This window comes from Pleomorphomonas sp. JP5 (assembly GCF_023721815.1).
In the GTDB taxonomy this organism is placed as follows: Bacteria; Pseudomonadota; Alphaproteobacteria; order Rhizobiales; family Pleomorphomonadaceae; genus Pleomorphomonas.
Window position 1 is genome coordinate 129,657 of sequence record NZ_JAMDLI010000008.1, and the last position, 18,470, is coordinate 148,126.

Here is an 18,470-nt window from a genome sequence, read left to right on the forward strand (position 1 = left end):
TTCAGCCTCCGGTCGCAGTCGACAGACGCTCCCTCACGGCCTTCGCGCCAATCAGAGGCAGGAGCGGAGCCAGCTCCGGTCCATGGTCCAGGCCGGTCAGCGCCTTGCGCAAGGGGAGGAACAGGTCGCGCCCCTTGCGACCGGTCCTGGCCTTCAAGGCCGTCGTCCACTCGCGAAAACTGTCGTCGGTCCACGGCTCCGGTGGCAGGACATCTCGCGCCGCCTCCAGGAACTCGCGATCGGACTCGTCCACCAAGGAGGTGACCGGGCCGGTGATCAACTTCCACCATTCGGCAGCGTCGGAAAGACGTGTGCAGTTGCCCTTCACCGCCTGCCAGAAAGCCGGATGGGCGGGAATGCCAAGATCGGTCAAACGTTTGCGGACAGTGGAAAAGTCCAGCCCATGGACGATGCGGGCATTCAGCGTCTTGAGCTCGCTCGGATCGAACCGGGCAGACGAGCGGGAAACGGCGGCGAGGTCGAAATCGGCGGCGAGCTCGTCGAGCGACCTGATCGTTTCGACGGCATGCGAGGTACCGACATTGACGGCCAGAGAGGCCACCGCCTGCGGTTCGTAGCCATCGGCGCGCAAGGTTCGCAAGGACAGCGATCCCGTCCGTTTGGAAAAGCCCTCGCCGGTTGCGTCGGTCAGAAGGTTGTGGTGGGCGAAAATCGGTACCGTCCCGCCCAAGGCCTCGAAGAGGGCCATCTGAACGCCGGTGTTGGTGATGTGGTCGCCGCCGCGAATGATGTGGGTGACGGACGTGTCGATGTCATCGACCACCGACGTCAGGGTATAGAGATAGGTGCCATCGGCCCGGATCAGGACGGGATCGGACAGGGAGGCGAGATCGACCGTTTCCTCGCCGCGGCATAGATCCTGCCAATGCACGACATGGCGGCTCGGCGACAGCGGGTCGCCATCGAAGTTGGGCAGCAGGAAGCGCCAGTGCGGCTGCCGTCCCTCGCCCTCCAGTCGGGCGCGGTCCGCATCCGTCAGCTTCAGGGCGGCCCGATCGTAGATTGGCGGCAAATGGCGAGCCAGCCGGCGCTTGCGGGCATACTCGAGTTCCTCGGCCGTCTCGTAGCAGGGATAGAGCAAACCCTTGGCGATGAGATCGGCCTTGGCCGCCTCGTAACGGTCGAGCCTATCCGACTGGCGGAAGGATGCATGCGGCCGGATGCCGAGCCAGGAGAGATCGGCGGCGATGTTGGCCGCGTACTCCTCGGTTGACCTGACACGGTCGGTATCATCGAAACGCAGGATGAACTGGCCGCCGGTCTTCAACGCGAACAGCCAGTTGAACAGCGCCGGTCGGGCGTTGCCGATGTGGATGTTGCCGGTTGGAGACGGCGCGAAGCGGACGACGGTGTTCATGATCGTGGTTCTAGCTGAGAGCGGTGGCGAATGTCAGAGGTCTTTTCGGGACATGAACAAGTGGAACGGGCAATTGTTGCCTTTTCATGCCTTGCGCGTCCATCGCGCCTCGCCATCCTGTTGCCAGTAGGTGACGTTCACGCCACGCTCCTTGAGCGTCTTCCACGCGGCGCGGGCTTCGGCGCGAGCGGTCTCGTCGGTGCCATCGAAGATCAGCACGAGACGCTCGTAACGCTCAGTATCGTCGGGTAACGGCGCGCGGTCGACCAGAAATCGAACGGTGGCGTCATTGGGGACCTCCGGACCGGCGGCAAGGTAGACCGGCTGCAACGTCGCATGGCCATCGGCGGCGGTGCCGTGCGGCAGGAAGGCCGCGTCGTCGAAGGTCCAGAGATGACTGTCGAGCGCTGCCAATCGCTCCGGCGTTCCGGCCTCAACCACCACGCGCCAGCCACGTTCGACCGACTTCTGCAGAAGCACCGGCAGAACCCGTTCGAGAGGCTGTCCGTCGAGATGGTAGAAGAGGGCCTCAGTCATCGATCATTTCGCCCGACACACGGCAACGGCCGGCGCCCGAAGGCACCGGCCGCGCTTTTCTCAGCTTTCGAAGCGGTTGCGCACCAGCCGGTCGAGCAGGCGCACGCCGAAGCCGGAGGCCCAGGCCCGGTTGATGTCGGTCTCCGGGCTCGACATGGCGGTGCCGGCGATATCGAGATGCGCCCAAGGCGTATCGCCGACGAAGCGCTTCAGGAACTGCGCCGCCGTGATCGAGCCGGCGTTGCGGCCGCCCGAGTTCTTCATGTCGGCAAAGCGGCTGTCGATCAGCTTGTCGTACTCCGGCCCCATCGGCATGCGCCACAGGCGCTCGCCGGTGTCCTCGCCAGCCTTGACCAGATCACCGGCCAACTGATCATCGTTGGAGAAGAGCCCCGCCATCTGAGCGCCGAGCGCCACCACGATGGCGCCGGTGAGCGTGGCGAGGTTGATCATGAACGCCGGCTTGAAACGATCGGCCGCATACGTCAGCACGTCGGCGAGGACGAGACGCCCTTCGGCATCGGTGTTGACCACCTCGATGGTCTGGCCCGACAGCGAGGTCAGAATGTCGCCTGGGCGGTAGGAGCCGCCGTCCGGCATGTTCTCGACGATGCCGAGCAGGCCGATGGCGTTGACCTTCGCCTTGCGGCCAGCCAGCGCACGGAACAGACCGGTGACGGCGGCAGCGCCGCCCATGTCGGCCTTCATGTCCTCCATGCCGCCAGCCGGCTTGATGGAGATGCCGCCCGAATCGAAGACCAGTCCCTTGCCGATGAACACGGCCGGCTTGTCGCCATCCTTGCCGCCGTTCCACTTCATGACGACCACGCGCGGCGGCCGGACGGAGCCTTGGGCCACGGCGAGCAAAGCGCCCATGCCGATCTTGCGCAGATCCTTTTCGCCAAGAACTTCAACCTCGACGCCCAGCTTCTTCAGCTTCTCGGCCTCGGCGGCGAACTCCTGCGGCCCGAGCGCATTCGGAGCCTCATGGACGAGGTCACGGGCAATCACGACGCCGTCGGCCACCGCCTCGACCTCGGCCCAGGCCTTCTTGAGCTTGCCGGCATGCTCGGCAACAACCGTGACGGCGACGGGACCGCCGGTCTCGTCCTTCTTCACCGTCTTGTACTTGTCGAACTCGTAGGCCCTGAGGCGCAGGCCCAAAAGAAACTCGGCGCCCAGCTCGGGGCCAAGCGGACCAGCGGCTCCTTCAAGAACCACCGTCGCGGCCTTGATCTTGAGCTCCTTCAGCTTGCCGTAGACCTGCCCTCCCAGCTTCAGCGCGGCCGTCTCGTCGAACTCGGCCGCCGCACCCGTACCGGCCAGAATCAGTCGGCCGACCGACAGGCCAGCCGGGGCGAGAAGATCGAGAAACGAGCCGGACTTTCCGGAAAAGCCAGTGGCCGCGACCGCACGATCGAGGCCGCCCGTCAACTGGTCGATCACGGCGCTTCCCATGGGACCGGCCTTGTTGTCCGGATCGACGAGAACGACCAATACCGGGGCATCAGCCTCGAGAGTCTTGGAGAAAGAAAGAGAGGGAGCAGCCGCCATGATATCTTCCTGATTGCCGAGCACCCATCATCGAGTGCGGTCCGGACATGCCGGCCGAATGTGGCGCTTGATGGGAGAGAGAGCAAGACTGGAGTTTCGCTCCGACGCCGCCACCGACGACGGACGAGGAAGCGGATTCAAAAATTTACCCTTTTCGAGAAGGAAGAATTCACTATAGGGCTGCTAGCCTCGGCTGTCCTGCCCTCGGCAGGCTCGACATGGATCAACGATGCGACGTTTCGGCACCTACCTTTTCTCGCGAACGCTTTATGCCTTCCTCGGCGTGATGCTGACGCTCGCCGGCATCGCATGGGTGACCCAGGCGCTCCGCCGTTTCGATCTGGTCACCGCCAAGGGGCAGGCGATCGCCGTCTATCTCGGCCTTACCATGCTCTCGATGCCACGCGTTCTCGGCGTGGTGGCGCCTTTTGCGCTGGTCGTGGCTCTCGTCCTGGTGTTGCAGCGGCTTCAGGCGGATAGCGGCATTGTCGCCATCACCGCGGCTGGCGTGTCGCAACGACGCTTCGCCCTGCCCTTTATCGCTGCGGCGCTCACGGTCTCCGCTTTCGTGGCCGTGCTGGCCTTCTGGATCGCCCCGACGTCTTCGCGCACCGTCTACGACATGATGCGGACGGTGCGGGCGGATATCGTCGCCAACGTCATACAACCCGGCCGCTTCACCCAGATCGATGCCGGACTGACCTTTCACATTCGCAATCGCGATGGGGACGGGTCGTTGCTCGATCTGTTCATTCTCGACGACCGCAGTCCCGAGTTCTCCTACACCTACTCCGCCAAGCGCGGCCGCGTCGCAGAGGTGATGGGCCGACCGATGATCGTGATGGAACAGGGAACCGTCGAGCGGAAAGCCAAGAATGGCGGCGCCAATACCTTCGTTACCTTCGGCTCCTACGCCTTCGACCTCAGCCAGCTCACATCGAAGGCCGGCGATGCCAGCTACGGCCTGTCGGAGCGAACGCTCGGTGAGTTGTTCGAGATGCGCAAGACGGACGACGATCCGGAAATCGCCCCGGAAATCATGAACCGCATCGCCGAGCCGATCTATCCGTTGGCCCAAGCGCTCGCCGTGTTCCTGTTCCTCGGCTTTCCGACCAGCAATCGTCGTGGCCAGACGCTGCCGGTGACCATGGCCATCATCGTGGGATCGGTGGTCCGCGTCCTCGGTTTCGCCGTCATGGGCATCTCCAAGGGATCGCCCGAGATCTCCTTCATGGCCGTCATCGCGCCGTCGCTGCTCGCCGTCGTCTTCGCGGTGATGATCGGCGTCGGCGTCCATCCGTCCGTTTCCACCGGCCCTGCCGACAAGCTGATCGAACGCCTGAGGCGTGCGATGGCAGGCCGCCAGGAGGCCGCCCGATGATCGGCCGGTCGCTCGCCACCTATTTCACGCTGCGTTTCGCCGGTTGGATTCTGGGCGTGTTCGTCGGCATCTTTCTACTGGTCTTCCTGATCGACTCGATCGAGCTGCTGCGCTCCACCGGTGGCCGTAGCGACATTTCGGTGCCGCTTGTCATCGCCGCTTCGGCGCTGCGTGTGCCAGCCTTGATGGAACAGGTCCTGCCCTTCGCGGTTCTGCTGGGTTCGATCGCCGCCTTCGTCACGCTGTCGCGCGGCTCGGAGCTGATGATCGCGCGGGCGGCGGGGCTCTCCGTCTGGCAGTTCACCCTGCCCGCCCTCGTCTTTGCCGTCTTGCTCGGCGTGGCGGCGTCAACGGTCTACAATCCGCTAGCAACGGCGGCCCGGAACCTGTCCAGTGACATTCTCGTAGGTTCGCGCGCGAGCGTCATGACTACGCTGCTGTCCGGATCGGCCACGCCGAGCTGGACACGGCAGCGCACCGGAGACGGCAACGCCGTTTTGCATACCGAGGGCGTCTCGAACGGCGGCCGCGCGATCCTGCAACCGACCTTCTGGGTGTTCGGCGCCGACGGCATGCTCACAGATCGGGTCGAAGCGCGAATCGGACATCTCGAGCCAGGTCGGTGGAATCTTTCGGAGGTGACGGTCACCGGGGGCAATGGCGTCCCGGAACGCCATGACAGCTACTCTCTTCCGACAGCACTGACTGCCGAGCAGGTGGCCGGCGGCCTTGGCTCTCCCGACAGCATTTCCTTCTGGCAACTGCCGGGCGCAATCGCCCAGGCCCGCGCCTCATCGCTGCCGGCGAACAGATTCAGCCTTCAGTATCAAGCGCTCCTGGCACGGCCACTGCTGCTGGCGTCGATGGTGCTCATCGCTGCCACAGTGTCATTGGGATTTGCACGATATGGCGGTGGCGAGAAGATGATTCTCGGTGGCGTCGTCGCCGGCTTCGTGCTTTATGTCATCATCGAGGTTGCCCGTTCGCTGGGCAGCGAGGGGCTGGTGTCTCCGGTTCTTGCCGCGTGGGCGCCTTCGGTTGTGGCGATCTTGCTGGGTTCCACGGTTCTGTTGTTCCGCGAGGATGGGTGAGCGTGCTTAGACTTGTCGTATCGCAGGCATCGGAGCCGAAAGCCGCTGCGCGCCTATTGTGCGGCGTGGCGGCGTCGATTCTCGTCTTCCTGCCCGTCGGCGCTTTTGCCCAGTTCGTGACCGACACTTCCCTGACTGGCATGATCAGTTCGGCCAAGCAGCCGACCAGCGACGAGAAGATGATGATCGAGGCCGATACGGTGGCCTACGACATGGATCGCGATTCGGTCACGGCGACCGGTCGGGTCGTCATCTACTATCTCAATCACGTGGTGGTCGCCGACGAGGTGGCGGTCGATCGCAAGAACAAGCGCGTGACGGCCATTGGCCACGTCGAGATCACCGACCCCGCCGGCAACGTGGCCCGAGGCGACCGAATCGACCTCGACAACGACCTTGCCAACGGCGTGATGGAGGGGCTGGAGCTCATCACCTCAGAGCGCGTTGCCTTCACGGCGCGAAACGCCACGCGGAGCAATGGCGACCTGACCGTCATGAACGACGGCACCTATCTGCCCTGCGTCGATTGCAACGGCGTGAAGGGCAAGAAGCCGATCTGGCAGATCAAGGCGAATCGCATTCTGCACAAGCAGAAGGAACAGACGGTCGTCTTCGAGAACGCCACCTTCGAATTTCTGGGGGTGCCGCTTGCATGGGTGCCGGTGCTGTCCCAGCCCGACCCGTCGGTGAAGCAGAAGACCGGCTTCCTCATGCCAAGCGTAGAACGCAGCAAGACGCTCGGCTACTCGGTCAAGGTGCCTTACTATGTGTCACTCGACCCGAGTTATGGCCTGACGTTGACACCAACCGTCTACTCCCGCCAAGGCCTGCTGTTCTCGGCTGAGTGGCGGCAACGACTGGAAAGCGGCAAGTATTCGATCACGTTGTCCGGCATCCATCAGAATGCACGCGAGGCGTTCGCCGGCAGGTCGGGCGATGAGCTTTGGCGCGGCTCCGTGGAGTCGAGCGGTACCTTCACGATCAATCAGAACTGGTCTTGGGGCTGGAACATCGCGGTGGCAAGCGACACCACCTTCATGGACGATTACGGGCTCAAGTCCGGCAACTCGGACGTGGCGGTGAACGATATCCACCTGACGGGAGCCCACGGCAGAAACCGCTTCGACGCGACGCTATACGGCTTCTTCGTGCAGCAGGAAGACTCGCAGACATCACAGCTGGCGCAGGATCGCGACCTTCAGGAGAAGCAGCCGTATGTCTACCCGGTGATCGATTACAAGGTTTACGCCAAGGATCCGATCTGGGGCGGCGAGGCCTCACTCACGACCAATTTCACCAACATCACCCGCACCAAGGACGACATCTACGAAATCGACAGCAACGGCAATGGCGTTTTGGATGCGGGCGAGAAGACCCGCGTGCGGGCCGCTGCCGGGACTTTCGATCGTCTCAGCATCGACGCCATGTGGCGCCGACGCATGGTCGACCAGACCGGCGGCGTGACGACGCCCTTCCTTTACTTCCGCGGCGACGCCATCTTCTCCAACCCGCACAACAGCAGCGTCTTGCCGGAAACGTCGAGCGGGATGCTGGTGCGCGGAATGCCTGCGGCTGGCCTTGAGTATAGCTACCCGGTGGCGATCACCTCGCCGATCGGCAACCAGATCATCGAACCGATCGCCCAACTGATCGTTCGCCCGAACGAGCTGGAAGCGACCTACATTCCCAACGAGGACGCTCAGAGCCTCGTTTTCGACGCCAACAACCTGTTCGACTACGACAAGTTCTCTGGTTTCGACCGGGTCGAAGGTGGCACGCGCGCCAACGTCGGCGTTCGTTATTCCGGCTCCTTCAGTCACGGTTTCGGCGTCAGCGGCACGTTCGGCCAGTCGTTCCAGCTCGCAGGCGTCAATTCCTTCGCCAAGGCGACCCAATACAGTACCGGTTCGTACTCAGGCCTCGAGTCGGACGTGTCGGACTATGTCGCGGGTCTCAGCCTCAGCACCAAGACCGGGTTCCTCGCCAGCAGCGGCGTCCGCTTCGATAACGAGAATTTCGAGGTCAACCGCTTCGATGGCCAGATTCTCGGCATCGGCGGGCCACTCACGGCCGCCCTCACCTACGCCTATATCCGCTCTCAGCCCGACCTCGGCATCGACGAAGATCGCTCGGAGCTGCAAGCGTCCGCCAGCCTTCGCCTGACAGAGAACTGGCGGGTGTTTGGCTCGAGCCGCTACGACCTGATCAGTGATGAGTTTGTCCGGCATGCCTTCGGGCTGGCCTACGACGCGGAAGAGTTTTCGGTCTCGTTCTCCTATTCGAACGACCTGACCACCAACCCGAGCGACCAGACCTTCTATCTCCGCGCGGGTTTCCGGACGCTGGGTGAGGTCAGCACTTCAGTTGGCCTCGGCAAATAGTGCGTCCGATCACCGGACGCTTTGATTTTGCAGACCATCGACTTGACAAAATCCGTTGTTAAATGCTCCGACGGTTCGGATGACAACGGGTGGAGAAGGTAGACATGCAGCATATCGTGACGATCGCGAGAAACATGCGGGGCGCGTTGTTGGCCGCGACCATAGCTGCGGTGGTCTCGTTGTCGCCCGCAGGCTTTGCCGTGATTTCGCCCGTTCAGGCGGCGAGCACGATCAAGGTCGTGGTCAACGATCAGGCGATCACGACGATGGATGTTCAGGGCCGTGCCCGCCTGCTCCAGCTTGCCATGCATCTGTCACCCGGTGCGGCCGCCAAGGCGGCGCAGGAAGAGCTGATCGACGAGAAGCTTCGCCTTCAGGACGGTGCGCGGCGCGGGGTCGTGGTCAGCGAGGACGCGGTGGTTGCCGCCCTGACCAGCATCGCTTCGCGTTCCAAGATGACGCTCCCGCAGTTCGAGAAGGCGCTTGGCTCGGGTGGCGTGCCCATCAAGACCTTCAAGGATCGTATCCGCGCGCAGATGGTCTGGGGACGCATCGTACGGTCGAAGATTCAGCAGGATATCAAGGCAGAGTCCGCCGACCTGATCCAGCAGATGCGTAACCGCGAGAAGAACGCCGACGCCGTCACCGCCAACGACTACATGCTGCAGCGCGTGGTATTCGCCGTGCAGAGGAGCGCCTCGCCGGCTGTGGTCAATCGCCGGAAAGCCGAAGCCGAGGCCCTGCGGGGGAAGTTCCGCAGCTGCAATGAAGGGCTCGCTCTCGCCAGAAGCCTCAAGGAAGTGGCCATCGTCAATGTCGGTCGCAAGCTGGCGAGCGAAGTGCCTCCGGGTTTGAAGGACGCGCTTGAGAAGACCGCCGAAGGGCGCCTGACACCGCCAGAGCGCTCCGACCTCGGCTTCGAGATGTATGCGATCTGCAACAAGATCGCGGTGACGGGAGAAGCCGCCGTCGCGGCGGGGCTCGACGCCGAGGCTCTCGACAAGCGTGGCGAGGAGACCTCGAAGAAGCTCACCCAGGAGCTGCGGCAGAGAGCCAATATCGTCTATCGCTGAGCAGGTCGCACATGTCCGCCAACAAGCCGAGACTTCCTCTCGCCGTTTCAGTCGGCGAGCCTGCGGGCATTGGAGCGGAGATCATCGCGAAGGCGTGGCGCCAAAGGCGAGAGAAGGAGCTCTCGCCCTTCTACGTGGTAGGCGATCCAGCTTTCGTGCAAAGCCGTCTCGATCGCGTTGGGCTTGAGATACCGCTTGCCGTGGCAACGCCAGAAACGGCATGCGACGCATTTGCCGATGCCCTGCCGGTGTTCGACCTCGGCCATCCAGTCGAAGATCGGCCCGGCGAGTTGTCGGGCGTGACGGCGGCAGCCACGATCGCCGCCATCGAGACGGCGGTCCGGCACATCCGAGGTGGTCTTGCGGCCGGCATCGTCACCGCACCGATCCAGAAATCGAATCTCTATGCCGCCGGTTTCAAGTTCCCCGGGCATACCGAGTTTCTCGGCGAGCTTGCCCGCCGGTTCTGGCCAGATGCTCCCCACGAGCCGATCATGATGCTCGCAGGTCCGGAGCTGGCGACCGTTCCGGTCACCGTTCATATCGCCCTCCGCGATGTTCCAAAGACACTCACCGGCGAGATGATCATCAACGCCGCTCGTATCGTCGACCGGGAAATGAAGACGAAGTTCGGGATCTCGCGACCGCGCCTTGCAGTGGCCGGCGTCAATCCGCATGCCGGCGAAGAGGGAGCCATGGGACGCGAGGACATGGAGATCGTCGTGCCGGCGGTCAGCGCGCTTCGTGCCGAAGGCATCGATGCGCGTGGGCCATTGCCGTCCGACACCTTGTTCCACACCGCCGCGCGCAAGACGTATGACGTGGTGCTCGCCATGTACCACGATCAGGCGCTGATACCGGTGAAAACCATCGCCTTCGACGAAACCGTCAACGTGACGCTCGGCCTGCCGTTCGTTCGCACGTCGCCCGACCACGGCACGGCGCTCGACATTGCGGGTCAGGGTGTCGCCGACCCATCCAGCCTGATCGCAGCTCTCGGCATGGCCGGACGCATGGCGGCGATCGGAGCCTCGGCATGAGCCAGATCGACGACCTGCCGCCGCTGCGTGACGTCATCGAGCGGCACGGTCTGTCGGCCCTGAAGAGCCTCGGGCAAAACTTCCTGCTCGACCTGAACCTGACTGCTCGCATCGCCCGCGCCGCCGGCAGCCTCGCCGGCCGGACCGTCGTCGAAATCGGCCCGGGTCCCGGAGGCTTGACGCGCGCCATCCTCGCCGCCGGAGCGGCGCGCGTGCATGTCGTCGAGCGCGACCGCCGGGCGATCGCCGCCCTGGAAGAGATCGCCGCCCACTATCCCGGCCGGCTTCATATCATCGAAGGTGACGCGCTTGAGGTAGACAGCGCCGCCCTTGGCGACGAACCGCCCGTGATCATGGCCAACCTGCCCTACAACATCGCGACGCCGCTCCTTACCGGCTGGCTTTCCCCGGCAAGTTGGCCGCCGCGCTGGACGGCGATGGTGCTGATGTTCCAGAAGGAAGTGGCCGACCGCATCACAGCCCCCGCCGGCGACGATGCCTATGGCCGCCTCGGCGTACTCTGCGGATGGCGGTCCTACGCCACACAGATGTTCGACATTTCGCCCAAGGCTTTCGTGCCGCCGCCGAAGGTGACGTCGACGGTGGTTCATTTCGCTCCACGCCCAGAGCCCCTGCCCTGCGTTCAGGCAGACCTTGAGGCGGTCACCGCCGCCGCCTTCGGCCAGCGCCGCAAGATGCTGCGGCAGAGCCTCAAGACCCTCGGCGTCGATTCTCTTGCCCTTTGCGCCGCCGCCGGCGTCGATCCGACGGCACGCGCCGAGACGATCCCGGTCAAGGGATTCGTCGACATCGCCAACGCTTGGCAGGCGATGCGATAGGCGTCAGGCCAGAAGCGCTCCGACAAAACCCTCGATGCCCTCGGCTGCGCGCGACCGACGACTGCGCTCTGCGCGCAGGATGGCGGTCAGATCAGCGAAGGCGGCGTCGAGGTCGTCATTGACCACCACATAGTCGAAGTTGGACCACTCGGCGATCTCGCGCCTGGCGTTGACCAGCCGCTTCTCGATCACTTCGGGCGCATCCTCGGCCCGGCGCGTGAGGCGCGAGCGCAGTTCGGCCATCGACGGCGGCAGAATGAACACCGAGACGACGTCGGCCGCCATCTTCTCGCGCAGTTGCGCGGCGCCCTGCCAGTCGATGTCGAACAGCACGTCGCGGCCGGAGGCCAAGGCCTCCTCCACAGGGGCATGGGGCGTTCCGTAGTAGTTGCCGTGCACCTCGGCCCACTCCAGGAGCTCACCACCGTCTCGCATCGACAGGAAGCGCTGCTGGGAAATGAAGTGATAGTGTACGCCGTTGATCTCGCTGGGGCGACGGTCGCGCGTCGTCACCGAAATCGACAACGTCATGTCGCGATCGGTATCGAGGATGTTACGCGACAGCGTGCCCTTGCCGGCCCCAGACGGAGAGGAAATGACGAACATCAACCCACGACGGGGAAAGCGGACGTGTTTCTGGTCGGTCATTGGCTTCACTCGACGTTCTGGACCTGCTCCTTGAACTGATCGACCACCGCCTTCAGGGCGAGGCCGATCCGCGTCAGGGCCGTGTCGTTGGACTTGGAGCAGAGGGTGTTGGACTCCCGGTTGAACTCCTGGGCCAGGAAGTCGAGCCGACGGCCGACAGCGGCCTCGCTCGCCAGAAGTTCACGAGCTTGGGAGATGTGGGCCTTGAGGCGGTCGATCTCCTCGCGGACGTCGGCCCGGGTGGCAATCAGAGCCGCCTCGACGTGCAGACGCTGCGGATCGATGTCCTCGCGCGCCAACAGCACGGCGAGCTGCTCCTCAAGGCGATCACGAATCGCCTCCGGCGTGCGCGCCGGCAGGGCCTCCGCCTCGGCAACCAGGCGGGCGATCTCGTCGATCTGGTTACCCAGAATGCGTGAAAGCGCCACGCCCTCGGCGGCGCGCGAAGCCTGGAAATCGCTCAGCACCTTGCCGAAGGCCGAGACGAGTTCGGCCTCGAAGGCCTTGGCGCTCTCCTCGTCCGGCGCCGCTTCGACCACTTCGACCACCCCGCGCACGGCAAGAAGCCCGTCCAGCGACGCATCGCGAATGCCCGGCGTCCCCGAAAGACGGCGCGCCGTATCGATGAGGGTGGAAAGCAGGGCCTCGTCGATACGGAAGGTCTGGGTGGAGGTCTCGCGCGTCACGGTCAGGTTGATCGACACATTGCCGCGCGACAACGCCTCGGACGCCTTGCGACGCACTGCCGCTTCCACCGCATCGAAGCCCGGCGGCAGACGCAGCCGGAGATCGAGGCCTCGGCCGTTCACTGCGCGCAACTCCCAGGCGAAGCGGTTGCCCGTCGCCGAGCCGTCGAGGCGGGCAAATCCTGTCATGCTGTTGAGCGGCATGGTCTCACCTCCAGTTCATGCCGGCTTTTACACCAGCAGGCCAAAGCGCCAAGAGAAAAATCAGACCGGCCGCCCTTATGCGACGATCGTCTTCACAGCTCCCCGGTCGTGACATAGGTTCGGTGCCGCAACCAAGGGAGGAAGCCAATGGAATACCGTCTGCTCGGACGCTCGGGCCTCAAGGTCTCGACGCTCACCATGGGCACCATGACATTCGGTGGGAAGGGCGCCTTCGCCAAGGTCGGCGCCGTCGGCCTGTCGGAGGCGGCGCGGCTGTTGGATCTCTGCATCGACGCCGGCGTCAATCTGATCGATACGGCCGATGTCTATTCGGAGGGCCTGTCCGAGGAGATCGTCGGCGATCTGATGCAGGAGCGCAAGGACAAGGGCGTCCTCATCGCCACCAAGGTGCGCTTTCCCATGGGGGCCGGCCCCAACGACCGGGGGCTCAGCCGCCATCACATCATCGCCGGCTGCGAAGCCAGCCTGCGCAGGCTCAAGACCGAGACTATCGATCTCTACCAGGTGCATCAGTGGGACGGCTTGACGCCGGTGGAAGAGTTCATGGAAGCGCTCGACAGCCTGGTGCGCGCGGGCAAGGTTCGCTACGTCGGCTGCTCCAATTTCTCTGCCTGGCACGTCATGAAGGCCCTCGGCGCCGCCGCGGCCGAGCACCGGCAGCGTTTCGTGTCCCAGCAGATCCACTACACGCTCGAAGCCCGCGAAGCAGAGTACGAGCTGGTGCCGGTGTCGCTCGACCAGGGCCTCGGCATCCTCGTTTGGAGCCCGCTCGCCGGTGGCCTCTTGTCCGGCAAGCATCGTCGCAACGCCGCCGCGCCGGAGGGAACGCGCCAGCTTGCCGGCTGGACCGAACCGCCGATCCGCGACGAGAACCGTCTCTGGACCATCGTCGACACGCTGGTGGACATCGCGGACGGGCGCGGCGTCAGCGCGGCTCAGGTGGCCCTTGCCTGGCTGTTGGGTCGGCCCGGCGTGACATCCGTCGTGATCGGGGGGCGGACCGAAGCGCAATTTGCGGACAACCTGAAGGCCGCCGATCTCCAGCTTTCAGAGGGCGAGCGAAAGCGCCTCGACGAGGTCAGCGCGTTGCCGCTCCTCTACCCCTACTGGCACCAGCTCCAGACCGCCAAGGACCGTCTGGGACCAGCCGATCTCAGCCTGTTCGGACTGGCGCCCTGATCGGAGAAGACAACACCGCCGGCGAGAGCAAGCTCGCCGGCGGTGCAAGACCAGCGATTCTGGCGGATTACGTCTTGCGTGGAGACGAGGTGGATGCACCGCTCACCAGCTCGATCGGCAGTTCGACCACGCGACCGCCGGCATCGTCGGATTTATCGCCGAGGATGAGCTCGACGGCTGCCTCACCCTTGCCGATGGCCGGCTGATAGATGGTGGTCAGGGGGGGAATGGAGTTTGCCGCCTCCTCGATACCGTCGAAGCCGATCACCGAGAAGTCCTCGGGAACCTTGCGCCCCAGCGAGTGCAAGTAGGTGATGACGTGAAGCGCCACACGATCGGAGGTGCAGACAAAGGCGGTCGTGTCCGGGTTGGCGGCAAGCACGGCATCGACACCGGCGCAGACGCCATCGAACTCGGAACCGGTCTCGAAGACCGGCTGCGGTGGCAGACCGGCGGCCCGAAACGCGTCTCGGTAGCCTGTGAGGCGTCGGCGCACCACCTCGAAGGAGGCCCGCTCGGCCCGGACGTCATCGACGAAGCCGACGCGCACTTCCTTCTCGGTCTCGAAGGTGAAGACGGCAAAATGCCGATGACCGAGGTCGAGCAGGTGCTGGGCCGCCTCGCGGGCGCCACGATAGTCGTCGATCCTGACCACGTCGAAGCCGGGGCCGACCGGGAAGTCCACCGCCACAAACGGCAAACCCCGCTTCTCGGCCAGCTCGACCAGCATGTTGCCTTCGTTGAGGCAGTTGAGAATGAAGCCGTCGACGAGAGCCGTGCGGATATTCCAGGCTGCGATCTCGTCGTCGACCGCCGACACCAGCGAAATGCCGGCGCCGCGCGCCTCGCAGGCCTTGGCAACGCCGGACAGGAACAGGCGAGTGTACTGGTCGTCGAAGAAACAGTTGAGAGGCCCGACGGTCACGACCCCGATGGCGTTGACGCGACCGGCCCTGAGCAGACGCCCCCGCGGATCGGGGCCGCGATAGCCGAGGGATTTCGCCGCCTCCTCGACCCGCTCGCGCAACTGCTCGGAAACCAGGCCGGGGCGGTTGAAGACGTTCGATACCGTTCCCTGGCTGACGCCGGCGGCTCGCGCCACATCGGCCAGTTTCACGGTCTTGTTTTGCGAAGTTGAACTTTCACCCATCTGTCCGTCCGATGCACCGGATACCCGGCTGTACTGACGAGGGACAACGGCGTCTCTCTTCCCGAGATCGCAACCCAAATCCGCACGACGCCCACCGGTCAGAAACCGGCAAGCGTCGCCCGGAAGTCAGCCACCCATGCCCCCCGGCGAGTGGCCGACCGATCAGATCCATTGATGCGACCGATCTCGTTGAAACGATATACGCAAAACCCTTGAGAACAACAAGAAACTTGCGCTTCAGAACCATTCGACACGCCAGGGCCCGGCCGGAGCGCGCACTGTCAGCGCGTCTCCTGGCCGGATTCCTCCGGAAAAGAACGCCAGCTCTCCCCCGGAGGCAGGGATATCAGAGGATGAAGCGACTGAGATCGGTGTTGTTCGCAAGATCGCCCAGCGCCGCCCGGACCGCGGCGCCGTCGACGGTGATCACCTCTCCCGACCGGTCGGGGGCCGAGAACGAGATGTCGTCGAGGATCCGCTCAAGCACCGTCTGAAGACGCCGGGCGCCGATGTTCTCGACCGTCGCGTTGACGTGGACGGCGATCTCAGCGATGGCGTCGATGGCATCGTCGGTGAAGACCAGCGCCACGCCCTCGGTCTCCATCAACGCCACATACTGCTTGATCAGGCTTGCCTGCGGCTCGGTCAGGATGCGGCGGAAATCGTCCTTGTCGAGCGGCTTCAACTCGACGCGGATCGGCAAGCGGCCCTGGAGTTCGGGCAGGAGATCCGACGGCTTGGCGACATGGAAAGCGCCGGATGCGATGAACAGGATGTGGTCGGTCTTCACCGAGCCATGCTTGGTGGACACCGTCGTGCCTTCGATGAGTGGCAGAAGGTCGCGCTGCACACCCTCGCGCGATACCGATCCGTCGCGGCCGTCCTTGGCGCAGATCTTGTCGATCTCGTCGAGGAAGACGATGCCGTTGTTCTCCACCGACTCTATCGCCTCGGCCACGATCTTGTCCTGATCGATCAGCTTATCTGCCTCCTCGGCGGTGAGCAGATCGTGACTGTCCTTCACGGAAACGCGGCGGGTCTTCTTCACTCCGCCCATCATCTTCTGCATCATCTCGGAGAGGTTGATCACCTGCCCGCCCGGCATGCCGGGTATCTCCATGCCACCCGGACTAGCGCTGGCGGTCAGTTCGACCTCGATCTCCTTGTCGTCGAGTTCGCCGGAGCGCAACTTCTTGCGAAAGGCGTCGCGCGTCGACGGGCTGGCGGACGTTCCTACCAATGCATCGAGCACCCGTTCCTCGGCGGCGAGATGGGCCTTCGCCTCGACGTCCTTGCGTCGCTGCGTCCGGACGAGCGAGATACCGACCTCGAGAAGATCGCGGACGATCTGCTCGACGTCACGGCCGACATAGCCGATCTCGGTGAACTTGGTGGCCTCGACCTTGACGAAGGGCGCGTTGGCGAGCCGGGCGAGGCGACGGGAGATTTCCGTCTTGCCGACACCTGTGGGGCCGATCATCAGGATGTTCTTGGGCAGCACCTCCTCGCGCAGCGAGGGATCGAGCTGAAGGCGGCGCCAGCGGTTGCGCAGCGCGATGGCGACGGCGCGCTTGGCGTCCTTCTGGCCGACGATGTGACGGTCGAGTTCGGAGACGATTTCGCGAGGCGAAAAATCGGGCATGGTCTTGTCCTTGGAAGAAGCATCCCGGAGTGGCGCGCGCGGGCCAGCGATCCGGAGGGATGGAACTCAGGCCTTGAGCAGGCTTTCGACGACGACGTTCTCGTTGGTATAGACGCAGATGTCGGCGGCAATCTTCATCGCCTTGCGGGCGATGGTCTCGGCGTCCTGGTCACTGTCGGCAAGCGCGCGAGCTGCGGCGAGCGCATAGGTACCGCCCGAGCCGATTCCGGCAATACCGCCCTCGGGCTCGAGCACGTCGCCCGTGCCGGTCAGCACAAGCGTCACGTTGGCGTCGGCAACGATCATCATCGCCTCGAGGCGGCGAAGATAGCGATCGGTGCGCCAGTCCTTGGCGAGTTCGACACAGGCGCGCATCAACTGGCCGGGATACTGTTCCAGCTTGGCTTCCAGGCGCTCGAAGAGCGTGAAGGCGTCGGCGGTGGCGCCAGCAAAACCGGCGATCACGTCGCCGCGTCCGAGCGGACGCACCTTGCGTGCCGTGTGCTTGATCACGGTGGCGCCGAGGGTAACCTGTCCGTCGCCCGCGATCACCACTTTGCCGTCCTTGCGAACCGAGACGATGGTGGTGCCGTACCAGGTGGACGGATTCGTGTGTTCCATCATGAGATGCTCCTTGCGGCAACGGCCAACCACCCGAAGCGTGGGAACCGTCCCTGAATGACGCCTTTATGTAGGACGGAAATGCCTCTATGCAACTTGCCTCTGGCAATGCCCACATCACGGTTCCGAAACCGTCCCGACCTTCAGGAGATCCGTCATGAAGCTCATGGCCTTCGGCCTCGGCTACAGCGCCAAGGCGGCGTTGCGCCGCCTCTCGCCCGACGAAGCGGTCGGCACGACCCGCTCCGCGGCAAAGGCAACCGGGATGTCAACGCTCGCCGAAATGCACCTTTTCGATGGATCGCCGGAGGCGGCGGAGGCCCTGAGGCCGGCGCTTGCCGGCGTCACCCACGTTCTCGTTTCCATCGCCCCGGCAGAAGGACAAGATGGCGGCGACCGCGTCCTGCCCGTGCTCGCCGAGGCGCTCGCCGCCGAGAAATCGCTCGTCTCCGTCGCCTATCTCTCGACGGTCGGCGTCTATGGCGACCATGACGGCGCCTGGGTGGACGAGACGTCCGAGTGCCGGCCCAGAAGCGCCCGGTCGCTCGCCCGTGTGAAGGCTGAGAACGAGTGGCTGGCTTTTGGCGAAACCACCGGCGCGTTCGTCGCCGTGCTGCGCCTGTCCGGCATTTACGGCCCCGGTCGTAATGGGTTCGTCAACCTTGCCGAGGGCAGCGCTCGCCGCCTCGTCAAGCCAGGGCAGGTGTTCAACCGCATTCATGTCGAGGATATAGCCGCCGCCGTGGAACGGACCTTTGCAACGGGCTCCAGCGGCCTGTTCAACATAACGGACGACGAGCCCGCGCCGCCGCAGGACGTTGTGAGCTACGCCGCCAAGCTGATGGGCGTGGAGCCGCCACCCGAGCAAGACTTCGCGACAGCGGACCTCTCGCCCATGGCTCGCAGTTTCTATGGCGAGAACAAGCGGGTGGCCAACGGCAAGAGCAAATCCGAACTCGGGCTCGCCTACGCCTATCCCGACTACCGGACAGCTTTCGCGCGCATGTGGGCGGAAGGCACTTGGCGCTGAACAAAACGCCCGTCA

General features: G+C 64.3%; 16 protein-coding genes. 8 read left to right on the plus strand and 8 right to left on the minus strand.

What is annotated here, in order from left to right; genetic code table 11:
• Position 1: 1 nt before the first annotated feature.
• From gltX to M4J40_RS11845, 3 genes are all read right to left on the minus strand, one after another.
• The gene (gene gltX, locus M4J40_RS11835; RefSeq protein ID WP_251754367.1) at positions 2 to 1,378 is read right to left on the minus strand and encodes a glutamate--tRNA ligase; all 1,377 of its coding nucleotides are present in this window, start codon (positions 1,376 to 1,378) and stop codon (positions 2 to 4) included.
• Positions 1,379 to 1,462: 84 nt separating this feature from the next.
• The gene (locus tag M4J40_RS11840) at positions 1,463 to 1,915 is read right to left on the minus strand and encodes a DNA polymerase III subunit chi (RefSeq protein WP_251754368.1); all 453 of its coding nucleotides are present in this window, start codon (positions 1,913 to 1,915) and stop codon (positions 1,463 to 1,465) included.
• 60 nt (positions 1,916 to 1,975) lie between these two features.
• A complete protein-coding gene (locus M4J40_RS11845; RefSeq protein ID WP_251754369.1) occupies positions 1,976 to 3,469 on the minus strand; it encodes a leucyl aminopeptidase in 1,494 nt (497 codons plus the stop codon).
• Positions 3,470 to 3,698: 229 nt separating this feature from the next.
• Here M4J40_RS11845 and M4J40_RS11850 point away from each other — a divergent pair, with 229 nt between their 5' ends.
• From M4J40_RS11850 to rsmA, 6 genes are all read left to right on the plus strand, one after another.
• On the plus strand, positions 3,699 to 4,850 hold the full coding sequence (locus tag M4J40_RS11850) for an LptF/LptG family permease (RefSeq protein WP_251754370.1): 1,152 nt from the start codon (positions 3,699 to 3,701) through the stop codon (positions 4,848 to 4,850).
• Positions 4,847 to 5,941 (plus strand): LPS export ABC transporter permease LptG, encoded by a 1,095-nt coding sequence (lptG, locus tag M4J40_RS11855; RefSeq protein ID WP_251754371.1) that lies wholly within the window; start codon positions 4,847 to 4,849, stop codon positions 5,939 to 5,941. The genes M4J40_RS11850 and lptG overlap by 4 nt, the downstream gene beginning before the upstream one ends.
• A 2-nt stretch (positions 5,942 to 5,943) precedes the next feature.
• Entirely contained in the window at positions 5,944 to 8,322 is a 2,379-nt protein-coding gene (locus M4J40_RS11860) for an LPS-assembly protein LptD (RefSeq protein WP_251754372.1), read from the plus strand.
• Between the two features lie 104 nt (positions 8,323 to 8,426).
• A complete protein-coding gene (locus tag M4J40_RS11865) occupies positions 8,427 to 9,395 on the plus strand; it encodes a SurA N-terminal domain-containing protein (RefSeq protein ID WP_251754373.1) in 969 nt (322 codons plus the stop codon).
• 11 nt (positions 9,396 to 9,406) lie between these two features.
• Positions 9,407 to 10,435 carry a 4-hydroxythreonine-4-phosphate dehydrogenase PdxA gene (gene pdxA / locus M4J40_RS11870; RefSeq protein WP_251754374.1) on the plus strand — a complete coding sequence of 343 codons (1,029 nt, stop codon included), beginning with the start codon at positions 9,407 to 9,409 and terminating at the stop codon, positions 10,433 to 10,435.
• Entirely contained in the window at positions 10,432 to 11,274 is an 843-nt protein-coding gene (rsmA, locus tag M4J40_RS11875; RefSeq protein WP_251754375.1) for a 16S rRNA (adenine(1518)-N(6)/adenine(1519)-N(6))-dimethyltransferase RsmA, read from the plus strand. Before pdxA ends, rsmA begins: the two co-directional genes overlap by 4 nt.
• 3 nt (positions 11,275 to 11,277) lie before the next feature.
• On the opposite strand, the gene gmk is transcribed toward rsmA, so the two are convergent.
• Both gmk and M4J40_RS11885 read right to left on the minus strand, forming a co-directional pair.
• On the minus strand, positions 11,278 to 11,922 hold the full coding sequence (gene gmk, locus M4J40_RS11880; protein ID WP_251754376.1) for a guanylate kinase: 645 nt from the start codon (positions 11,920 to 11,922) through the stop codon (positions 11,278 to 11,280).
• A 5-nt stretch (positions 11,923 to 11,927) separates the two neighbouring features.
• Positions 11,928 to 12,812 carry a YicC/YloC family endoribonuclease gene (locus tag M4J40_RS11885; protein ID WP_251754377.1) on the minus strand — a complete coding sequence of 295 codons (885 nt, stop codon included), beginning with the start codon at positions 12,810 to 12,812 and terminating at the stop codon, positions 11,928 to 11,930.
• A 147-nt stretch (positions 12,813 to 12,959) separates the two neighbouring features.
• Between M4J40_RS11885 and M4J40_RS11890 the strand changes: the two genes are divergently transcribed.
• A complete protein-coding gene (locus tag M4J40_RS11890) occupies positions 12,960 to 14,012 on the plus strand; it encodes an aldo/keto reductase (RefSeq protein ID WP_251754378.1) in 1,053 nt (350 codons plus the stop codon).
• 67 nt (positions 14,013 to 14,079) lie between these two features.
• Here the strand turns inward: M4J40_RS11890 and M4J40_RS11895 are convergent, their stop codons facing one another.
• The 3 genes from M4J40_RS11895 to hslV form a co-directional block, all read right to left on the minus strand.
• Positions 14,080 to 15,162, minus strand: a complete 1,083-nt coding sequence (locus tag M4J40_RS11895; protein ID WP_251754379.1) for a LacI family DNA-binding transcriptional regulator — start codon at positions 15,160 to 15,162, stop codon at positions 14,080 to 14,082.
• Between the two features lie 346 nt (positions 15,163 to 15,508).
• A complete protein-coding gene (gene hslU, locus M4J40_RS11900) occupies positions 15,509 to 16,804 on the minus strand; it encodes an ATP-dependent protease ATPase subunit HslU (protein ID WP_251754380.1) in 1,296 nt (431 codons plus the stop codon).
• A 66-nt stretch (positions 16,805 to 16,870) separates the two neighbouring features.
• The gene (gene hslV, locus M4J40_RS11905) at positions 16,871 to 17,425 is read right to left on the minus strand and encodes an ATP-dependent protease subunit HslV (RefSeq protein ID WP_251755591.1); all 555 of its coding nucleotides are present in this window, start codon (positions 17,423 to 17,425) and stop codon (positions 16,871 to 16,873) included.
• A 157-nt stretch (positions 17,426 to 17,582) separates the two neighbouring features.
• On the opposite strand from hslV, the gene M4J40_RS11910 reads away from it, so the two are divergent.
• Positions 17,583 to 18,455, plus strand: a complete 873-nt coding sequence (locus M4J40_RS11910; RefSeq protein WP_251754381.1) for an SDR family oxidoreductase — start codon at positions 17,583 to 17,585, stop codon at positions 18,453 to 18,455.
• Positions 18,456 to 18,470: the final 15 nt, after the last annotated feature.

Bases quoted from the DNA above. Each gene is read 5' to 3' on its own strand.
- gltX (WP_251754367.1), bottom strand. From the start codon at position 1,378: ATGAACACCGTCGTCCGCTTCGCGCCGTCTCCAACCGGCAACATCCAC.
- M4J40_RS11840 (WP_251754368.1), bottom strand. From the start codon at position 1,915: ATGACTGAGGCCCTCTTCTACCATCTCGACGGACAGCCTCTCGAACGG.
- M4J40_RS11845 (WP_251754369.1), bottom strand. From the start codon at position 3,469: ATGGCGGCTGCTCCCTCTCTTTCTTTCTCCAAGACTCTCGAGGCTGAT.
- M4J40_RS11850 (WP_251754370.1), top strand. From the start codon at position 3,699: ATGCGACGTTTCGGCACCTACCTTTTCTCGCGAACGCTTTATGCCTTC.
- lptG (WP_251754371.1), top strand. From the start codon at position 4,847: ATGATCGGCCGGTCGCTCGCCACCTATTTCACGCTGCGTTTCGCCGGT.
- M4J40_RS11865 (WP_251754373.1), top strand. From the start codon at position 8,427: ATGCAGCATATCGTGACGATCGCGAGAAACATGCGGGGCGCGTTGTTG.
- pdxA (WP_251754374.1), top strand. From the start codon at position 9,407: ATGTCCGCCAACAAGCCGAGACTTCCTCTCGCCGTTTCAGTCGGCGAG.
- rsmA (WP_251754375.1), top strand. From the start codon at position 10,432: ATGAGCCAGATCGACGACCTGCCGCCGCTGCGTGACGTCATCGAGCGG.
- gmk (WP_251754376.1), bottom strand. From the start codon at position 11,922: ATGACCGACCAGAAACACGTCCGCTTTCCCCGTCGTGGGTTGATGTTC.
- M4J40_RS11885 (WP_251754377.1), bottom strand. From the start codon at position 12,812: ATGCCGCTCAACAGCATGACAGGATTTGCCCGCCTCGACGGCTCGGCG.
- M4J40_RS11890 (WP_251754378.1), top strand. From the start codon at position 12,960: ATGGAATACCGTCTGCTCGGACGCTCGGGCCTCAAGGTCTCGACGCTC.
- M4J40_RS11895 (WP_251754379.1), bottom strand. From the start codon at position 15,162: ATGGGTGAAAGTTCAACTTCGCAAAACAAGACCGTGAAACTGGCCGAT.
- hslU (WP_251754380.1), bottom strand. From the start codon at position 16,804: ATGCCCGATTTTTCGCCTCGCGAAATCGTCTCCGAACTCGACCGTCAC.
- hslV (WP_251755591.1), bottom strand. From the start codon at position 17,425: ATGGAACACACGAATCCGTCCACCTGGTACGGCACCACCATCGTCTCG.
- M4J40_RS11910 (WP_251754381.1), top strand. From the start codon at position 17,583: ATGAAGCTCATGGCCTTCGGCCTCGGCTACAGCGCCAAGGCGGCGTTG.